This window comes from Granulicella cerasi, assembly GCF_025685575.1.
In the GTDB taxonomy this organism is placed as follows: domain Bacteria; phylum Acidobacteriota; class Terriglobia; order Terriglobales; family Acidobacteriaceae; genus Granulicella; species Granulicella cerasi.
In genome coordinates this window covers 924,905-940,035 of sequence record NZ_JAGSYD010000002.1, presented here as the reverse complement: position 1 = coordinate 940,035, position 15,131 = coordinate 924,905, and the positions used below count along the sequence as shown (strand labels likewise).

16 protein-coding genes and 1 rRNA gene are annotated in these 15,131 nt (G+C 62.8%); 10 read left to right on the top strand and 7 right to left on the bottom strand.

Annotation, left to right across the window (positions count from 1 at the left end):
- A 5S ribosomal RNA gene (gene rrf / locus OHL11_RS09520) occupies window positions 1-88 on the top strand; the annotation flags it as partial.
- A gap of 141 nt (window positions 89-229) precedes the next feature.
- Here rrf and OHL11_RS09515 read toward each other — a convergent pair.
- On the bottom strand, window positions 230-538 hold the full coding sequence (locus tag OHL11_RS09515; RefSeq protein ID WP_263371254.1) for a hypothetical protein: 309 nt from the start codon (window positions 536-538) through the stop codon (window positions 230-232).
- Window positions 539-661: 123 nt separating this feature from the next.
- Between OHL11_RS09515 and OHL11_RS09510 the strand changes: the two genes are divergently transcribed.
- A complete protein-coding gene (locus OHL11_RS09510) occupies window positions 662-1,609 on the top strand; it encodes a hypothetical protein (protein WP_263371253.1) in 948 nt (315 codons plus the stop codon).
- Window positions 1,610-1,667: 58 nt separating this feature from the next.
- Here OHL11_RS09510 and OHL11_RS09505 read toward each other — a convergent pair whose 3' ends face one another.
- The 5 genes from OHL11_RS09505 to OHL11_RS09485 form a co-directional block, all read right to left on the bottom strand.
- Complete coding sequence (locus OHL11_RS09505; RefSeq protein WP_263371252.1) at window positions 1,668-3,326, bottom strand: DUF4097 family beta strand repeat-containing protein; 1,659 nt, start codon at window positions 3,324-3,326, stop codon at window positions 1,668-1,670.
- Between the two features lie 2 nt (window positions 3,327-3,328).
- Complete coding sequence (locus OHL11_RS09500; RefSeq protein WP_263371251.1) at window positions 3,329-4,621, bottom strand: hypothetical protein; 1,293 nt, start codon at window positions 4,619-4,621, stop codon at window positions 3,329-3,331.
- 2 nt (window positions 4,622-4,623) lie between these two features.
- Window positions 4,624-5,433 carry an anti-sigma factor family protein gene (locus tag OHL11_RS09495; RefSeq protein WP_263371250.1) on the bottom strand — a complete coding sequence of 270 codons (810 nt, stop codon included), beginning with the start codon at window positions 5,431-5,433 and terminating at the stop codon, window positions 4,624-4,626.
- A 2-nt stretch (window positions 5,434-5,435) separates the two neighbouring features.
- Window positions 5,436-6,311, bottom strand: a complete 876-nt coding sequence (locus OHL11_RS09490) for an RNA polymerase sigma factor (protein ID WP_263371249.1) — start codon at window positions 6,309-6,311, stop codon at window positions 5,436-5,438.
- Between the two features lie 69 nt (window positions 6,312-6,380).
- A complete protein-coding gene (locus OHL11_RS09485; RefSeq protein WP_263371248.1) occupies window positions 6,381-6,917 on the bottom strand; it encodes a superoxide dismutase family protein in 537 nt (178 codons plus the stop codon).
- 96 nt (window positions 6,918-7,013) lie between these two features.
- Between OHL11_RS09485 and OHL11_RS09480 the strand changes: the two genes are divergently transcribed.
- From OHL11_RS09480 to OHL11_RS09465, 4 genes are all read left to right on the top strand, one after another.
- Entirely contained in the window at window positions 7,014-7,295 is a 282-nt protein-coding gene (locus OHL11_RS09480) for a DUF2164 domain-containing protein (protein ID WP_263371247.1), read from the top strand.
- 96 nt (window positions 7,296-7,391) lie between these two features.
- Window positions 7,392-7,997 (top strand): thymidine kinase, encoded by a 606-nt coding sequence (locus OHL11_RS09475; protein WP_263371246.1) that lies wholly within the window; start codon window positions 7,392-7,394, stop codon window positions 7,995-7,997.
- A gap of 90 nt (window positions 7,998-8,087) precedes the next feature.
- Entirely contained in the window at window positions 8,088-10,130 is a 2,043-nt protein-coding gene (locus OHL11_RS09470) for a hybrid sensor histidine kinase/response regulator (RefSeq protein ID WP_263371245.1), read from the top strand.
- 27 nt (window positions 10,131-10,157) lie between these two features.
- Window positions 10,158-10,697 carry a shikimate kinase gene (locus tag OHL11_RS09465; RefSeq protein ID WP_263371244.1) on the top strand — a complete coding sequence of 180 codons (540 nt, stop codon included), beginning with the start codon at window positions 10,158-10,160 and terminating at the stop codon, window positions 10,695-10,697.
- Here the strand turns inward: OHL11_RS09465 and OHL11_RS09460 are convergent.
- Window positions 10,694-12,031 (bottom strand): AI-2E family transporter, encoded by a 1,338-nt coding sequence (locus OHL11_RS09460; protein WP_263371243.1) that lies wholly within the window; start codon window positions 12,029-12,031, stop codon window positions 10,694-10,696. The two genes, OHL11_RS09465 and OHL11_RS09460, sit on opposite strands and share 4 nt — an antisense overlap.
- Between OHL11_RS09460 and OHL11_RS09455 the strand changes: the two genes are divergently transcribed.
- The 4 genes from OHL11_RS09455 to OHL11_RS09440 all read left to right on the top strand — a co-directional run bounded on the left by OHL11_RS09455 (window position 12,014) and on the right by OHL11_RS09440 (window position 15,047).
- Window positions 12,014-12,598 carry an RNA polymerase sigma factor gene (locus OHL11_RS09455; RefSeq protein WP_263371242.1) on the top strand — a complete coding sequence of 195 codons (585 nt, stop codon included), beginning with the start codon at window positions 12,014-12,016 and terminating at the stop codon, window positions 12,596-12,598. The two genes, OHL11_RS09460 and OHL11_RS09455, sit on opposite strands and share 18 nt — an antisense overlap.
- The gene (locus OHL11_RS09450; RefSeq protein ID WP_263371241.1) at window positions 12,595-13,128 is read left to right on the top strand and encodes a hypothetical protein; all 534 of its coding nucleotides are present in this window, start codon (window positions 12,595-12,597) and stop codon (window positions 13,126-13,128) included. Before OHL11_RS09455 ends, OHL11_RS09450 begins: the two co-directional genes overlap by 4 nt.
- A 53-nt stretch (window positions 13,129-13,181) precedes the next feature.
- Window positions 13,182-13,730, top strand: coding sequence for a hypothetical protein (locus tag OHL11_RS09445; protein WP_263371240.1), 549 nt, complete (start codon window positions 13,182-13,184; stop codon window positions 13,728-13,730).
- A gap of 108 nt (window positions 13,731-13,838) precedes the next feature.
- Window positions 13,839-15,047 (top strand): SGNH/GDSL hydrolase family protein, encoded by a 1,209-nt coding sequence (locus OHL11_RS09440; RefSeq protein WP_263371239.1) that lies wholly within the window; start codon window positions 13,839-13,841, stop codon window positions 15,045-15,047.
- The last annotated feature ends 84 nt before the right edge of the window (window positions 15,048-15,131 follow it).

The following is a 15,131-nucleotide window of genomic DNA, read 5'->3' as shown; positions in this document are numbered from 1 at the left end:
CGTTCCCATCTCGAACACGGAAGTTAAGCCTCGTTGGGCCGATGGTACTGCACGCGCAAGTGTGTGGGAGATTAGGTGATCGCCGGCATTAAAATCAAACGCAAAGCCCACCCAAAAGGTGGGCTTTCGTGCGTTTAGGTGATGCATGAGATTCGGCGGTAAGATGACTACATCAGCAAGCTGCGAAGAATGTTCCATCGTCTGTGGAGTTGTGTTCGGCGAGCAAAGCTCAGTAGCTGTTCTTGGAGTGTAGTGGATGAATCTCGTCGGGGTTTCGCGGCTTACGCAAGTGCGACTGCTGTTCTTTCTCATCATGTCGGTTTGCATCAATCTGGTTATGGATGGTTTGCCGCACGGCCTCAAGCCTGCGCAGATTTTCGTCCTGCCCTTTACCTGCTGCTTCCTGCTCGCGTTTGCCTTGTTCCTGAAGCCGACGTGGTTCGGTGAACTGGCGATCGCTGCCGGTGAGAAAACTGCCTGGTTTTATGGGATCGCGCTCGTGATCGCGGACTTCTTTGTTCTGCGTCAGGAAGCTCACCACTATCAACCGTTTGGCTATCAATGGCACCCAGCACTGACGCTGGGGGTATGTGCGGCGATCGCCCTTCTATTCTTTCTCTGCCAAGCGAGGGTAGCCTCAGCTCCTCTCTGGGGACTCGCGGTGGTCTGCAGCGCGTACGCGGCGCTTGAGGCCCTCTCGATCAAGAGCTTTCCGCTCGCGATTGAGCGGTCGGACATGTTTGCGATGATCCAGGCCGCGTGCACTGAACTGCTCCACGGACACTATCCATACCATTGGTACTACTGGCCGACCGAGCATGTGTTCTCGCCGTATTTGCCTGCGGTCTACCTAGCGTACTTGCCGGCCGTAGTGCTGAAGATCGATCCGCGATGGATGAGCCTGTTCTATTTGCTGTTGATTGCTGTGGTGGCTTATTGGGCAGCACGACCTGAGAGCAAGCGGGTTGTCACTTCAGTGCTCGCGGTCTTCCTTGTCGGGAATTACCTGATTTATCGCCACGATCTTTACTTGCAGCCTTATTGGCTGGTGTTCACGTTGCTGGCGATCTTCATCTGTCGAGGAGACCTGCTCTGGGCTGCTGTGGCTTTGGGCGTTGCCTTGAACTTCTCTCAGCTCACGCTCGCGATATTTCCGTTCCTTCTGCTTCATGCGTGGCAGAAGGAAAGCCTCAAGAAGGCGGTTCAGACGACGCTCGTCTTTGTCGCAACGGCGGTGATCATTCTGGGGCCGTTTCTTTGGAAGCATACGCATGAAGTGTATTTCGGCATCATCGGCAACTATTACAACTTCATGCATACGGTAGACGCTCGTCCGATGAATCTTGCTCATTGGGCCGCGCAAGTGGTGACGCCGGAGCATCTGAAGGCTGTGCAGATGGCGGCTCTTGTCACGATCTTTGGTGTTGCGGTATTCGCGAAGAAGTGTGCGACGGCGGCGGGCTGCCTCGCTTGCATGACGACGGCTTTCCTCGCGTTCATCATGCTTAACATCCTCATCGATGGATACTTCTATCTGACGTTCCTGACGCTGGCAATGGGATACCTTTTCACTGCGAATCAGTGGTGGCGTTCTCCCGAAGCTGCATAAGAAGAAGCTGCATAAGAAAGGGCCCGCGATGAGCGGGCCTTTCCGGTTTGTGGCGAAGTTATTTCTCCGTGGTTGCGGCTGGTGCGGTGGGCTTCTTCGGCTTGCTGGGCTGCTTCGGCTTCTCCGGCGTGGGAGGCGGCGGCGGCTCGATCGTCAGCTTCGGTGCCGTTGGAGGTGTCGGCGGAAGCGGCTCGACGGACGCCTTGCGCAGGGTGATGTCACCGTCCGTGGTCGTTACCGAGACCGTCGCGCCACCACCGTTGACCGGGCCATGCAGCTCCGTGAGGCCGGAGGTCTCGCGCTGCTGCAGGTTGAAGTCGTTCTCCACATCGCCGCGGCGGGTGGAGACGCTGGCGGTGAAGCCCGCGTGGTCGGGAAGGCCGATGTCGACCGAGCCCTTCTCGTTCGTTACCGAAATGCCTTGGATCGGAGCGGCGTTTACGATGTCGACGGAGCCATTGCGGTTATTCACTTGAATGCGGCCTTCGACGCGGTCGAGCGTGATGTTACGGTTGCGCGTTGTGAGCGTCACGGGGCCGAGGACCTGCGACGCGCGGAAGTCTGCACCACCGCTCAGGTCGAGCTCGCCGTCCAGACGCGCCACCTGGAACTGCGTGCGGCTGGTCTGGAAGCGAGTGACACCGTTTACGCGCTCGACATGGGTCGAGCCGAAGAAGTCGCCTTCGAGCGAGAGGCCGCCGTTGATGTCGGTGAAGGAGAGATCGCCGGCACGTCCCTGCAGCGTCACCTGGCCGGTGATGCTGTGCGCGGAGACGTTCGCATCGTCGAAGCTGGTGTGAATGTCGACGGGGCCAGCGATGCCGTTGAGGTCGACGCCGCCGCGCTTCGCGGTGACGCTGACGGAGCCGTGAATCTGGCTGACGTTGATGTCGCCGCGATCGGTGCTGACGATGACGGTGACGTTGTGCGGCACCTCGACGGTAAGGTCGTTGGTCGCGCCTTCGATATCCGGGAAAGCGAGCAGCAGCTGTCCGCTATCGTTGGTGACGGCGGGCTTCAGGCGGTCGGCCTTCTCCTGCGCGTCGGAGTCCTGCCAGGCGTAGACCTGCTTGTGAAGGTCCAGGTGCACCTGGTTGTCGGTCGACGAACCGGTGAGCGTGAGGTCGCCGCGCACGTTGCGGAGCACGAGCGTCTGCGCCGGCGTGATGCTCTCCGTCAGGGAGTCGTCGAAGTCGTGCGACTCGCCCATCATGCGGCTCCAACCGTTATTGGCGTCGAAGAAGCCGTGGCCGATCTCGTCGGAGTGGCGATCCATCCAACCTGCGCTCGCGCCGATGGAAACGATCAGGATGAGCAGGAAGATCACGCCGCCGTTGACGGAGGGGGCATAGTAATTCTCGCTGCGGCTGCGGTGGTAGAACCACTCGCCGATCATCACGATGCCCGCGATGATGAGCACGAGCGGCCACCAGTGACCCATCCAGAAGAAGACCTCTGGCCAGTGCAGGTGGCCGAGCTGCGTCAACAGGAAGAGCACACCGAGAGCAATGAGGATCACCGGGCCAACAATGGAGCGGCGGCGCATGGCGCGACGCTGTGCGCGGGCCTGGTCCCGCATGGCGCGAGCGTACTGCTTTTGCTGGTACGCAAAGGCCTTAGCTTGAGCGCGGAAAGCCTGTTGCTGCGCACGGGCGGAGTTGCGGTCATAGGGCGGAGGATACTGCCCCTGCGGAGGCGGTGGAGGATATCCGGCCATGGCTAGAACTCTCCCTTCTCTGCTTCGTTGGAGTCGGCTACAGGCGTAACCGGAGCGACAGGAGCCACCGGCTGCTGCGGCCACACTGGGGCCGGGTAGACCGTCGGAGCCGTCGCACGACGGATGAACGCCAGGCCACCGCCAACGATGAGCAGCACAGGCCATGTCTGACCGAAGGACGCGAGGTTCAGCGCCTGCAGCAGGAAGAGGATCGAGAGCGTCATGAGGATGATCGGCCAGCGGAGGCAGGAGATCGTGAAGTAGTTCACCTCCTGGCCGGTGGTGTCGCGCAGACGGTCAAGCTCGGTCATGCGGCGGATGAAGATGCCGATGGCGACCACCGCGAGGATGATTGGCGTCAGCCAGCGCTCGGTGACGTGGAAGCTCGGGACGACATTGGAGATAAGGAAGATGGCGCCGAGGCCGATCAGCCAGATCGCCGCCATGGGGATGCCGGTGCGCTGCGGAGGAGGCATCGGGGGCAGGGGAGAGGCGTACGGGTTCGGCTGCACAGGCGGCATCGCTGCGCCGGTGAAGGTATGTCCGAAGTCCTGGCTGCCGATCTGCGTAGCGCTCGGAGCTGGCTGGGTGAAGCCACCGCCGAAGTTCGTCGGCGGAACGTAGCCTGCCCAGTTCGCCTGCGATGATGGCGGCGGCGTGGTGACCGGCGGCGTGGGCGGAGTCCACGGCTGCGTGGGGTTCTGCGCGGCGCGCTGCTGCTGTTGCATCGCGTTCCTGTGAATGCCGACACGCTCGCCGATGTCGTTCAGGCCGAACATGTTGGGCAGCGGCGTACCGTCGCGGCGTGCGCGGGCGGTGTGGATCGCGTCGAAGACCTGATAGAAGACCCAGCCAGCGACCAGCCAGCCGAAGAACTCCGAGACGTGGTCCGAGAATGAGCACAGCACCGCGAAGATGATGATGTGGGCGATTCCCTTGGCAAACTGGCCGTTGTACATGGCGCCCACGCCGGGGATCAGACCGAGGAAGCCTGCGAGTGCAGGGCTCGGTTCGCCGGGAACGGGCGGCATGGTACCGGGGGCAGCCGACGGTGGCGGAGGCGGAACCGCGCCGGGCGTATACGCTGCGCCCGCCGGGGGCGCGCCTGCGGTGCCGAGACGAATCTCAAGGCAGGGCTCGCAGAAGACGCCGGTGCCGACGTTGCGGATGGTCTCACGGGTGAGCGGGCGGCCGCAGTCCTGGCAGTAAGCGACGGTTTCGGCGGCGCTGGCCGCGGGTTGTGGGGGAGAGTTGGGGTCTTGTGGCCAGCCTGCGCCTTGCGTTTCGTCGATCATGGCTAGGCCTCCTTCCTTACGGGCGATGATGTTGCAGATTTCGGAGCTGCTGCGGGCGGCAGCGTCAGTTCGCTGGTGCCACGCGGACGTTCGCGGCGATCATCCTGCTTCGGCTGGTCGTCGTTGTGCTGGTCATTGCGCTGGTCATTGCGCTGATAGCGCGGCGCGGAGTCGTCGCTGTTGCGGAACTCGTCGACCCGCGACTCTACCTGGTAGACCACGCGCAGGTTCGAGAACGAGCGCTCGGCTGAGGCGCTGGCCGTGGCGACCTGGCGGCCGATCGAGCCGGGCTTCAGCTCGAGGTGGCGCAGATCGGTGAGGCGTACGCCCATCAGGTTCAGGCTGAGCGCCACGGAGAAGAAGGCCATCGCGGCGGTCATCGCATAGTGCGGATGGAAGCCGGTGCTGCCGCCCTCGACGCGGAACATATCGACGAACTTCGTCTTGATCAGGCTGGCCCAGCCTTGCTTGACCGGCTCGGGGCGCGGACGCGTCCAGATGGACTCGGCCTGCGGCACAAACGGCATTGCTTCGGCGGGCTGGTAGGCTTCGGCGCTCCCGCTGGTGGCGGCAAGGATACGCGCCATCATGTTTTCGGGCGGCTCGGGCGTGTGGCCTTTGAGCATCCCCATCCAGGCGGCGCCGCGCTGGGCGGCTTCGTACTCTTCCGAGCAGCGAACGCAACCGGCGATGTGGCGGTCGAAGGCGGCCTGCTCGGCGTCGGTCAACAGACCGTCGACGGCATCCGGGCACATCGCCTCCCATACGGCGCATTCGTTGTGAAGATCTTCGAATTGGCTCTGGTCCTTCATGCTCACATCACCTCACTTTCTAAGCGTTTCAACAATCTTGCTAACTCGGCTCTGCCGCGACTTATTCGACTTTTGACGGTGCCCGGTGGAACGCTGAGCACGTCGGCAATGTCTTTGTAGTCCATGTCCTCCAGGTCGCGGAGGATGACGGCCTCGCGCAGCTCCGGAGAGAGCTGTTTGAGCGCGTCCTGAATCTGTGCGCGGAGTTGCAGACCGGAAACATGGCGCTCCTGGTTATCGCGCGGGTCGGCCAGGCGATCGGCGCGGCTGGGGCCGTTTTCGTCCTCGCCCATGGGTTCGTCCAGGGAGTCGGAAACGCGATCCATGCGATTGCGCCGATAGCTGTCCACCAATAGATTACGGGTCAGCGTGGTGAGCCAGGTGGTGAATCCGCCCTTGGTCGGGTCAAAGCTGCCGAGGTTGCGGTACATCTTCAGGAAGACTTCCTGCGTCATGTCCTCGGCGTCGGTCTGGGAGCCCGTAAAGCGGTAGCAGATCGCGTAAACCCGGCGGTGCTGGCTGCGCGCCAGCTTCTCCCATGCCTCGGCGTCGCCTGTGAGGCAGCGCACTGCAAGCTCGGCCAGGGCGGCCTGCTCGGCGAGCATGGCCGCGCGTTCGGCGTTCGGCTGCTCAGCCTTGAGGTTGGGGTCTTCCGGAGACGACATCTTTGTCTGCTCCCCGAGCGGGCGGTTCGCGGGATTCAACTGCCTGCCCGCATCAGGGTTGGTTGGAAGCGTCTCAAAACGGCTGGCTTGCGGGCGACGCACCTCGCGCTGCGGCATCACCTCGGGGAGCTTTACCTCCACCGTGGGAGCCCAGGCCGCGGACGTCTGGTTCCGTCCTTTGAGCCAACCTGTCGAGATGGTCATCGCCGCCATGTTGCTCTATACGCAAGCATGGCGGCGACGGTTCCCTTGAAGCCAATAGATTTTTACAGAAAGGGAAAGTTAAGGCTGCGTGATGACCGCGCAGGCGATGCGGGGACCGGCATTGCCTGCAGGATCAGACTTTTCATCATCCACGCCGCCGTGAATCACCAGCGAGGTGCCGCCGCCTGCGAAGAGCGAGTTGGGCGAGAGCGGGTCGAGCGTGACGTCGGTCAGGTCGAACTCGGTTTTCACCTTGCCGTCCTTCACAACGAGGTTCGACGGCGTGTCGCCCGCGTGGTGGCCCATGGGGTTTTCAAAGCCGTGGTGCTTGCCGGTCGGGTTGAAGTGGCCGCCAGCCGACTTGAAGTCCGGGCCGGTGCAGTCAGCATGCTCGTGAATGTGGAAGCCATGCTCGCCGTCGGGAAGGCCCTTGAGCTCGAGCTTGAGGCGGATGCCGCCGTTCTGCAGCGGCTTGATGATGGCGGTTCCTGCCGGCGTGCCGTCAGCCTTTTTGAACTCCACCTTGAGGGGCTTGTACTTGGCCATCTGCGCTCCGGCAACTGTCGTCATAGCCATCGCCACGGCCATTGCCGCACTCTTCCAATTCGCTCGCATTCCTGTCTCCTTGCGCTCTTGCGCCACCCAAACTCGGTTTCGACCAGCCTACACCCTCAGGCAGGGTTTAGGGTGTAGGGGACAGGAGTGTACGGCATGAACGACGCAGTGGAGTTGAAGGATGTGGCACGCAAGGACGCGATCGCCTCGTTGCAGCGATATTTCGAGGAGAACTTCGATCGCGAACTCGGCGACATGCCCGCCGGGCTGCTGCTGAACTACATCCTCGAGGAGATCGGCCCGGCGATCTACAACAGCGCGATCGCCGACGCGCAGGCTCGGATGCAGCTCCGCGTCGCGGACCTTACGGGCGAGCTCTTCGCCGACGAATTCCGCTACTGGCCGAAGGTCGACGCCAAGCGGCGAACTAAGCGGTAAGAGCGGCGCTGAGGCCGTGCCGTGCCTCTGGTCAAAACCGATAATTCTGTCCGCCTTTTTCACACCCCGGACGCGCTAGGATAGCCTTCACCGACGATGCAGACGACACCTCCAGGCGTGCTTGAAGTGATTACCGGCCCGATGTTCTCGGGCAAGAGCGAGGAGTTGATCCGTCGCCTGAAGCGTGCGCGCATTGCGCGGCAGCGTGTGGCTTGCTATAAGCCCGACATCGACATGCGGTACCACCGCACGTCGATCGCTTCGCACTCGCAGCAGACGCATGACGCCAGCACGGTGCGCAACGTCGAAGACCTGCGCGCGGTGCTCTTTCCCATCCTCGACGAGGTCGAAGTCGTGGGTATCGACGAGGTGCAGTTTCTCTCGCCGGAGATCATTCCGCTGGTCGCCGAGCTGATCGCGCTTGGCAAGCGCGTCATCCTCGGTGGACTCGATATGACCTTTGAAGCTGAGCCCTTCGGCCCCGTACCGGTGCTGATGGCGATGGCGGACAAGGTGACGAAGCTTTCGGCGGTCTGCATGACCTGTGGCCAGCCGGCGATCCACACGCAGCGTCTGAGCGCCTCCCAGGAGCTTGTCGTCGTGGGCGCCGTGGGCATGTACGAAGCCCGTTGCCGCGCGCACTTCACGCCGCACATTGACGAAGTGGGCAGCCAGCAGTTGGAACTTGTTCAAAGCAAGTAACCTGCTTGTCCCAATTCGGGAGACGAAGAGTGCACGAAAGTCTCTAGCACCCTCGACAAGAGGGCGGCGCACCCGCTAACCATAGAGACTGTGACGCCGCCGAGTTTTTCTGCTCACAAACAATCCGAAGCAGGGTTCGAGTCGCTGCGCTTCTGCGCGGACACCGTGCCCATTGCGGCCATGCTCGTGGATGACTCCGCGCATGTGCTCTACGCGAACCTGTTCGCGGAGGAGATGTTTCGCTACGGCGACCGCGAACTCGAAGGCGTGCCTCTGGCCAGTCTGTCGGGTGGACGACCGGGCGCGCATCATCCGTGGCTCGCTGCAAAGCATCTCGGCACCTTGCGCTCGCGTTCGGCGAACGATGATCTTCAACTGACCGCGTTGCGGCGCACCGGCGAGCGTTTCCCGATGGAGCTGGGGCTGGCGCGCACGCCTTCCGGCGAGAGCCACTGCTTCCTGCTGACGTTGGTGGACCTGAGCGCGCGCAAAGCGATCGAAAGCAGCCTTGTAAACCTGACTCTGGAGCTCGGCGAGCGCACGACCGCGTTGGAGGAGCGGACGGCAGAGTTGCAGCAGGAGGCGGAGCGTCGCAACGAGGTGGAAGCCGAGTTAGAGCGCACGCGCGAGGAGTTTCGTTACCTCTTCCAGCGCAATCCGCTACCGATGTATCTCTATAGCCCGTCGGACCTGCGGATGCTCGAGGTGAACGACGCCGCGCTGCAACTCTACGGTTATGCGCGCAATGAATTTCTGGCGATGACGCTGCGCAGCATTCATCCCGGCGACGAACAGCCACGCCTGAGCGAGGTGGTGGGTGATGCGAACGGCGCGGAGTTCTACACGCTGCGCAACTGGCGGCAATGTAACAAGCGCGGGCGCGTCTTTGAGGTAGATACCTTCAGTCGAGGCATGGGTACGGGGCCGGGCGCGCTGCGGCTGGTCGCGGTCGTCGACGTGACGAGCCGCAACGCCGTGGAGAAGCAGCTGCGGCAGGCGCAGAAGATGGAAGCGATCGGCCAGCTGACGGGCGGCATCGCGCATGACTTCAACAATCTGCTGACGATCGTGCTGGGCAACCTCGAGATGATCGTGGAGCAGCCTGAGCTGAACACCGAAGTGCGTTCGATGGCGTATGAAGCGCTCGCCTCGGTGCGTCGCGGAGCCAGCCTCACGCGACGTTTGCTGGCGTTCTCGCGGCAGCAGCCGCTGGAGCCTCGGTCGGTGGATATGGCGCACATGGTCACGGACATGACGGGGCTTTTCCGTCGTTCTCTAGGCGAAACCATTCAGGTGCAGTGCACCTTGCCGCCCAAGCTATGGCCGGTGTCGGTGGACGCGTCGCAGCTGGAGAACGCGCTGCTGAACCTCGCCGTGAACGCGCGCGACGCGATGCCATCTGGCGGTGTGCTGGGCATTGAGGCGCGCAACGTGACGCTCACGGCCGCCGATCTTGCAGCGCACCCAGAAGCTGTCGCGGGCGACTATGTGCAGATTGCCGTGATGGACTCCGGCGTAGGCATGGCGCGCGAGGTGCTCGACCACGTGCTGGAGCCGTTCTTCACCACCAAGCCCGTGGGCAAGGGAACGGGCTTAGGGCTGTCGATGGTCTACGGCTTCGCCCGGCAGTCTGGCGGGCATTTGCGGATCACCTCGGAGGTGGGCAAAGGCTCGACGGTGAAACTGCTGCTGCCGCGTCAGCAGGGCGAAGCGCGGCCGGTAGAGCCAATGCCCATGCTCACGGGCGTAATGCCGCGCTCGGCGAGCGGAGAGACGATCTTGCTCGTGGAGGACGATGCAACGATCCGTCGGCTCGTGCAGCGGTTGCTGACCATGCTCGGCTATCGCGCACTGGTGGCGTCGGACGCGCAGACGGCGCTGGAGGTGTTGTCGCAGCACGCGCCCGTGGACCTGCTCTTCACCGATGTCGTGTTGCCGAACGGGCGCAGCGGTGCGGACCTGGTCGTCGAAGCACAACGTATGCAGCCTGGCCTGCGTGTGTTGTATATGTCCGGCTACACGCGCAACGCGCTGCAGAATAATGCGGCTGTGGAAGAGAACCCCAGCCTGCTGACGAAGCCGTTCCGCAAAGAGGACCTGGCGCGGGCTGTGCATCGCAGCCTGAACGCGTGAGCCCGGCTGCCGTACACTGAAAGTCCTGTGAAAGACGTAAAACGCATCGTGTTGGCGGGCTTTATGGGCTCGGGGAAATCGACGGTCGGCGCTCTGCTGGCCGCGGAACTGGGCTGGGCGTTTGCGGATCTCGACCACGCCATTGAAGCGCGTACCGGCGAGACGATCTCGCAGACATTCGCCACGCGCGGCGAAGCTTACTTTCGCGAGGTAGAGTCGGCAGCGCTCGGTGATTTGCTCGAGCGCGAGCAAACGGTGATCGCACTCGGCGGCGGAGCTCCGGAGATCGCCGCAAACCGCAACGCACTTGCGGCCGACGAGGCTACGCGCGTCGTCGTGCTGGAAGCGCCGTTCACCGAGTTGTACGAACGCTGCATCGCGCAGTCGTTACAGGCTGGTACAGCGGTGCGTCCGGTGCTGGCGAACAAGGACGAGGCGGAGGCCCGCTTCTATCGCCGCGCGCCGCATTATCGGGCGATCGCGCATGAAGTGCTGGAGACAGCATCGCTCGATCCCACGACGACGGTCGCGCATGTGATCGAGCGGCTGGGTTTGGCGAAGCGCTAAGAACGGCTGGACTGCGCGATCTTCTGCGCTAGATCGGCTCCGGCGTCTTTCTGTACCAGGTATTCATCGATCAGCACGACGACCAGCGCCGCGGTCGGCACCGCGACCATGGCTCCGACTACGCCCGCGAGCGTGGTGCCACAGAGCAACGCGACGAGTACGCCGAGACCCATGAGGTCGACGCTCGTGCGCATGATCTTCGGCGTCAGATAGGCGTTTTCGATCTGGATGTAGATGAAGTAGAAGAGCAACACGCCGCCCATCTTTGCCCAGGAGTCCAGCGCTGCAACGCCAGCTGCCAGCACGATCGTGATGATGCCGCCGACGACAGGAATGATGTTGAAGAGCCCCATCAACATGCCGAGCAGGAAGAAGTAGCGCACGTGCAGCGCGGCGAAGACGATCGTCGAGCTGACGCCGAGGATCAGCATCAGCGCGCCCTGGCCGAGCAGCCACTTGCTCATGCGCTGTTCGGCGGTGAGCAGCGTCTTGGCAAGACGTCCGCGGCTGCGTTTCGGCACCAGCGAGAGGAAGTAGAAGTACGCGAACTCGCCCTCAAGCATGAAGTAAATGCAGAGAATCAGGGCTTCGACGAGGTCCATCAGCGCGGAGAGCCACTCCGGCACGCTGGAGAGAATGTAGTGCGCGAAGTTGCCGGCAGCGCCTTCCGCCTGCGCCGCAATGTGGTCGATGCCGATGCGGTTCGCAAAGGGGAGCTTGTGCATACGCTGCACCAGTTCCGGAATGCGCGCGGGCGCCTCAGAGGCGAAGCCCTGCATGTCGTGCAGCACCGGCGGCAGGCCGACGAGCACGAAGGCCGTCAACGCCGCGAAGATGCCGACAAACAGCACTGCTACGCCGACCGTGCGGTTGGGGCTGAACTTGCCGAAGCGCAGCTTTGTGATCGGCTCGACCATCGGCATCAACACGACGGCGAAGAGGGCCGAAACGTAGATGATTCCCAGCGCGTGGCGCAGGCGCCAGGCCAGCAGGATGAACAGCAGCACCGCGAAGAAGAAGACGATGTGTCCGCGAATGGTGCGGGTTTGCTGCGCGTCGGGCGCGTCCTCGTCGTCAGGGCTCTCGTCGAGGGCCTCACCATCGGCGAGGGCGCGAAGCTGCTTCTTCTGTTCGGGGTGCAGCTCGTCGTTGGATCGAGCGCCGGTCTGGTGTGCGTCGGACAGGGGAATTCTCCTAAGTATTTGGCTATACGATGCGTTTCGATGTGAAAAACGCTGGCTGACGCAGGTGTTCCCGGCGAAATTAGTTGCCGGACGTGTAACCTTACTCCTCGGGGCGGCTCGTCTCTTTTGAGTATGCAGCTCGCCATCCATGCCAGCACCATGAGTGATCTGCCGGAAGCCGTGCCGTTGGCGAACGAACTCGATGATATCGAGTCGCTGATCCGCACGTACCGCCCGCGCATTTTGCGTTTTGTCACCTTCTCCATCGGCGACGCCGACCTCGCCGAGTCGATCACGCAGGACACCTTCCTGAAGGCGTACCGCGGCCGCGAGAGCTTCCGCGGTGACTGCTCGATCAACACCTGGCTGACGTCGATTGCGCTGAACCTGGTGCGCGACCAGCAGCGGCTGCAGAAGTTCCGCTTCTGGCGTCAGGCGCGGGCCTCGGCGGTGGATGTGACGGAGGCGGCGAACTTCCTTCCGTCGGGTGAATCTTCGCCGGAATCACGCATTCTAGCGCGTGAACAGGCATCCCATGTACAGGCGGCGCTGGAGCATCTTTCGCCCAACCAGCGTAAAATCTTCCTACTACGCTTTGTGGAAGAGATGGACCTTGCGGAGATCGCGGCAACCTTGGAAATGCCGGTGAATACCGTGAAGACGCACCTGCACCGTGCGCTGAAGTCCGTTCGCGCCCAGGTAGGAGCTGCGCAGTGAAGAACACTATGCACCTTTCTGAAGAACAACTCGATGATCTGCTGATCGGCGACGCCTCTGCCGAAGTCTCGGCGCATGTGGCCGGCTGTGAGGCCTGCCAGACGCGCGTGCGCGAAGCAGAGGCCCCGTTTGCCAGCTTCCGCGATGTGTCGCTGGCGTGGGCGGAGCGCCGCTCGGCGACGATGCCTGCGAGCGCGGCGATCCTCGCCAGGCCGCGCACCTCGCACCGCTTTGGCTGGGCGATGGCTGCAACCGCAGCGTTGGCCGTAGGCGTGGCGATTCCGGTGATGCGTGATCGCATGACGCCTGCTCCTGTGGCTCAGCCGGAGACGATGGCGGCGATCAGCCACACGGGCATGGCGAACGTGACGCCGGTGGCCGCAACTTCCGAGCAGATCGACAACGACAACCGCATGTTGCAGGACATTGACCGCGCGCTGGGTTCGCAGGATGCGACGCTCGCCAGCTACGCGATGGAGCCGCAGTCGGAACGCACGCGCGCTTCGCACAAAAACCTCGTGAGAGATTAGCCAAAGATCTCCGCGACAACCGTAGTACCTTGTAGTTCCTGAAGGACCTTGCCTTGCATCGACGCTTTCTACAACTCGCGCTGGCTGCGTGCGTCTCTCTGAGCGCCGCGACGTCGCTTGCGCAACGCGGCCCCGGTGGCGGTGGCCAGGGCCCCGGCGGCGGGATGCATGGTGGCCTCGGCGGACCCGGCGGCATGAACAACTCGTCGCCTAACGGCAACTTCGGTGGCGGCAACAGCGGGTTCTCTGGCGGCGGTATGCGCTCCGGCCCCATGCTTGGCCCGCCGGGGCGCTGGTGGGACGACAAGAAAGTTTCGCACTCGCTGAACATCCGCTCCGATCAGCAGAAGCGCATGGACGACATCTTCACGGCGAACCGCAGCCAGCTTGTTTCGGCCTACAACAACCTGCAGCGCGAAGAGCAGAAGCTAGGCTCGATGAGCACGCCGGACCTGCAGGATGAGTCGAAGGTTTTTGCGGCGATTGACCGCGTGGCGCAGGCGCGTGCGGACCTCGAAAAGCTGAATGCGCACATCCTCGTGCAGATTCGCCATGAGCTTGACGGCGAGCAACTCGTGAAGCTCGATAAAGAACTTCGCTAGTCTGGCCCGAAGTTTTGAGACGCTCTCGCTGCGGCGAGGGCGTTTCTGTTTGCACGGCGTTCAAGCGCGCTGAGTAGAATGCGAGCAATATCGTTTCAGGAGATTGCTGTGCGCCGCTCGTTGATCGCTTTGCTTGCCGTTTCATTGACCTTGCCCGCGTCGATGCTTCACGCCGAAAAGAAGTCGGAGGGACGTTGGGTGGCAAGCTGGACCGCCGCGCCTGTCGCGAGTCCGAGCAAATCAGACACCTTCAAGGAGATGACGATTCGCAACTTCGTCCATCTCTCGCTGGGCGGCCGTGGCACGCGCATCGTGTTGACGAATGAGTTCGGCACCTCGCCGCTGACGATCAACGGCGTCTCGGTGGCAATGAGCGCCGGCAATGGCGTGATCAAGCCGGGATCGTCGCAGGTCGTGAAGTTTGGCGGACGCGAGACGGTCGTCATCCCCGCAGGCGCGCTGATGGTGAGCGATCCCGTAGAGTTCGAGATTCCCGCGGCGGCTGATCTCGCGGTCAGTATGTACGTCCCCGAGCAGACGATGACGATCTGCACGGCGCACAACTACACCGCGCAGGAGAACTTCCGCGCTGCGGGCAATCAGCTCACCGCCGAGATGATGGCGGATGCGAAGAAGCTTGGACCCTGGTTTTTCCTGAAGGGCGTTGAGGTCTTCTCCGCGTCGGACGCGGCGACGGTCGTGACCTTTGGCGACAGCATTACCGATGGCCACGGCTCCACGCTGAACGCGAACCACCGTTACCCAAACTTCCTCGCCGCGCGCGTGCTGGCGGATGCGAAGCTGAAGCATCTCGCGGTCGTCGATGAGGGCATCGGCGGCAATCGCGTATTGCATGACCAGACTGGCCCGAACGCTCTGGCGCGCTTCGATCGCGATGTGCTCGCGGTGCCGGGTGCGAAGTATGTGATCGTGCTCGAAAGCATCAACGACATTGGCCGCATGACCTCGCAGCCGGGAACGCCCGAGGCCGTGACGGCGATCGACCTCATCGTCGGCCTGCAGCAGATGATCGACCGCGCGCATGAGCGCGGCCTGAAGATCTTTGGCGCGACACTGACGCCGTACGAGGGTGCGAAGTATTACTCGGAGAGCGGCGAGGCGATCCGCGAGCAGATCAACGCCTGGATTCGCACGAGTGGCCACTTCGATGCCGTGATCGACTTCGATAAGGCCACGCAGGACCCCGCGAATCCGAAGCGGTATCTGCCCGCGTATGATCTCGGCGATCACCTGCACCCGAGCGATGCAGGCTACCAGCGCATGGCCGATGCGGTGGACCTCACGCTCTTCCGCTAACGCGTCCTCTCCGGAATTGAAGTGCCTCTCCAGAAGTGAAGTGCGCTGATCCGGGTGCCCCACATCTCGGCTCCATGAGATGTG

Coding starts and splice junctions, on each gene's coding strand:
- OHL11_RS09505 (WP_263371252.1), bottom strand. CDS start 3,326: ATGGCCGGATATCCTCCACCGCCTCCGCAGGGGCAGTATCCTCCGCCC.
- OHL11_RS09500 (WP_263371251.1), bottom strand. CDS start 4,621: ATGATCGACGAAACGCAAGGCGCAGGCTGGCCACAAGACCCCAACTCT.
- OHL11_RS09495 (WP_263371250.1), bottom strand. CDS start 5,433: ATGAAGGACCAGAGCCAATTCGAAGATCTTCACAACGAATGCGCCGTA.
- OHL11_RS09490 (WP_263371249.1), bottom strand. CDS start 6,311: ATGGCGGCGATGACCATCTCGACAGGTTGGCTCAAAGGACGGAACCAG.
- OHL11_RS09485 (WP_263371248.1), bottom strand. CDS start 6,917: ATGCGAGCGAATTGGAAGAGTGCGGCAATGGCCGTGGCGATGGCTATG.
- OHL11_RS09480 (WP_263371247.1), top strand. CDS start 7,014: ATGAACGACGCAGTGGAGTTGAAGGATGTGGCACGCAAGGACGCGATC.
- OHL11_RS09475 (WP_263371246.1), top strand. CDS start 7,392: ATGCAGACGACACCTCCAGGCGTGCTTGAAGTGATTACCGGCCCGATG.
- OHL11_RS09455 (WP_263371242.1), top strand. CDS start 12,014: ATGCAGCTCGCCATCCATGCCAGCACCATGAGTGATCTGCCGGAAGCC.
- OHL11_RS09460 (WP_263371243.1), bottom strand. CDS start 12,031: ATGGATGGCGAGCTGCATACTCAAAAGAGACGAGCCGCCCCGAGGAGT.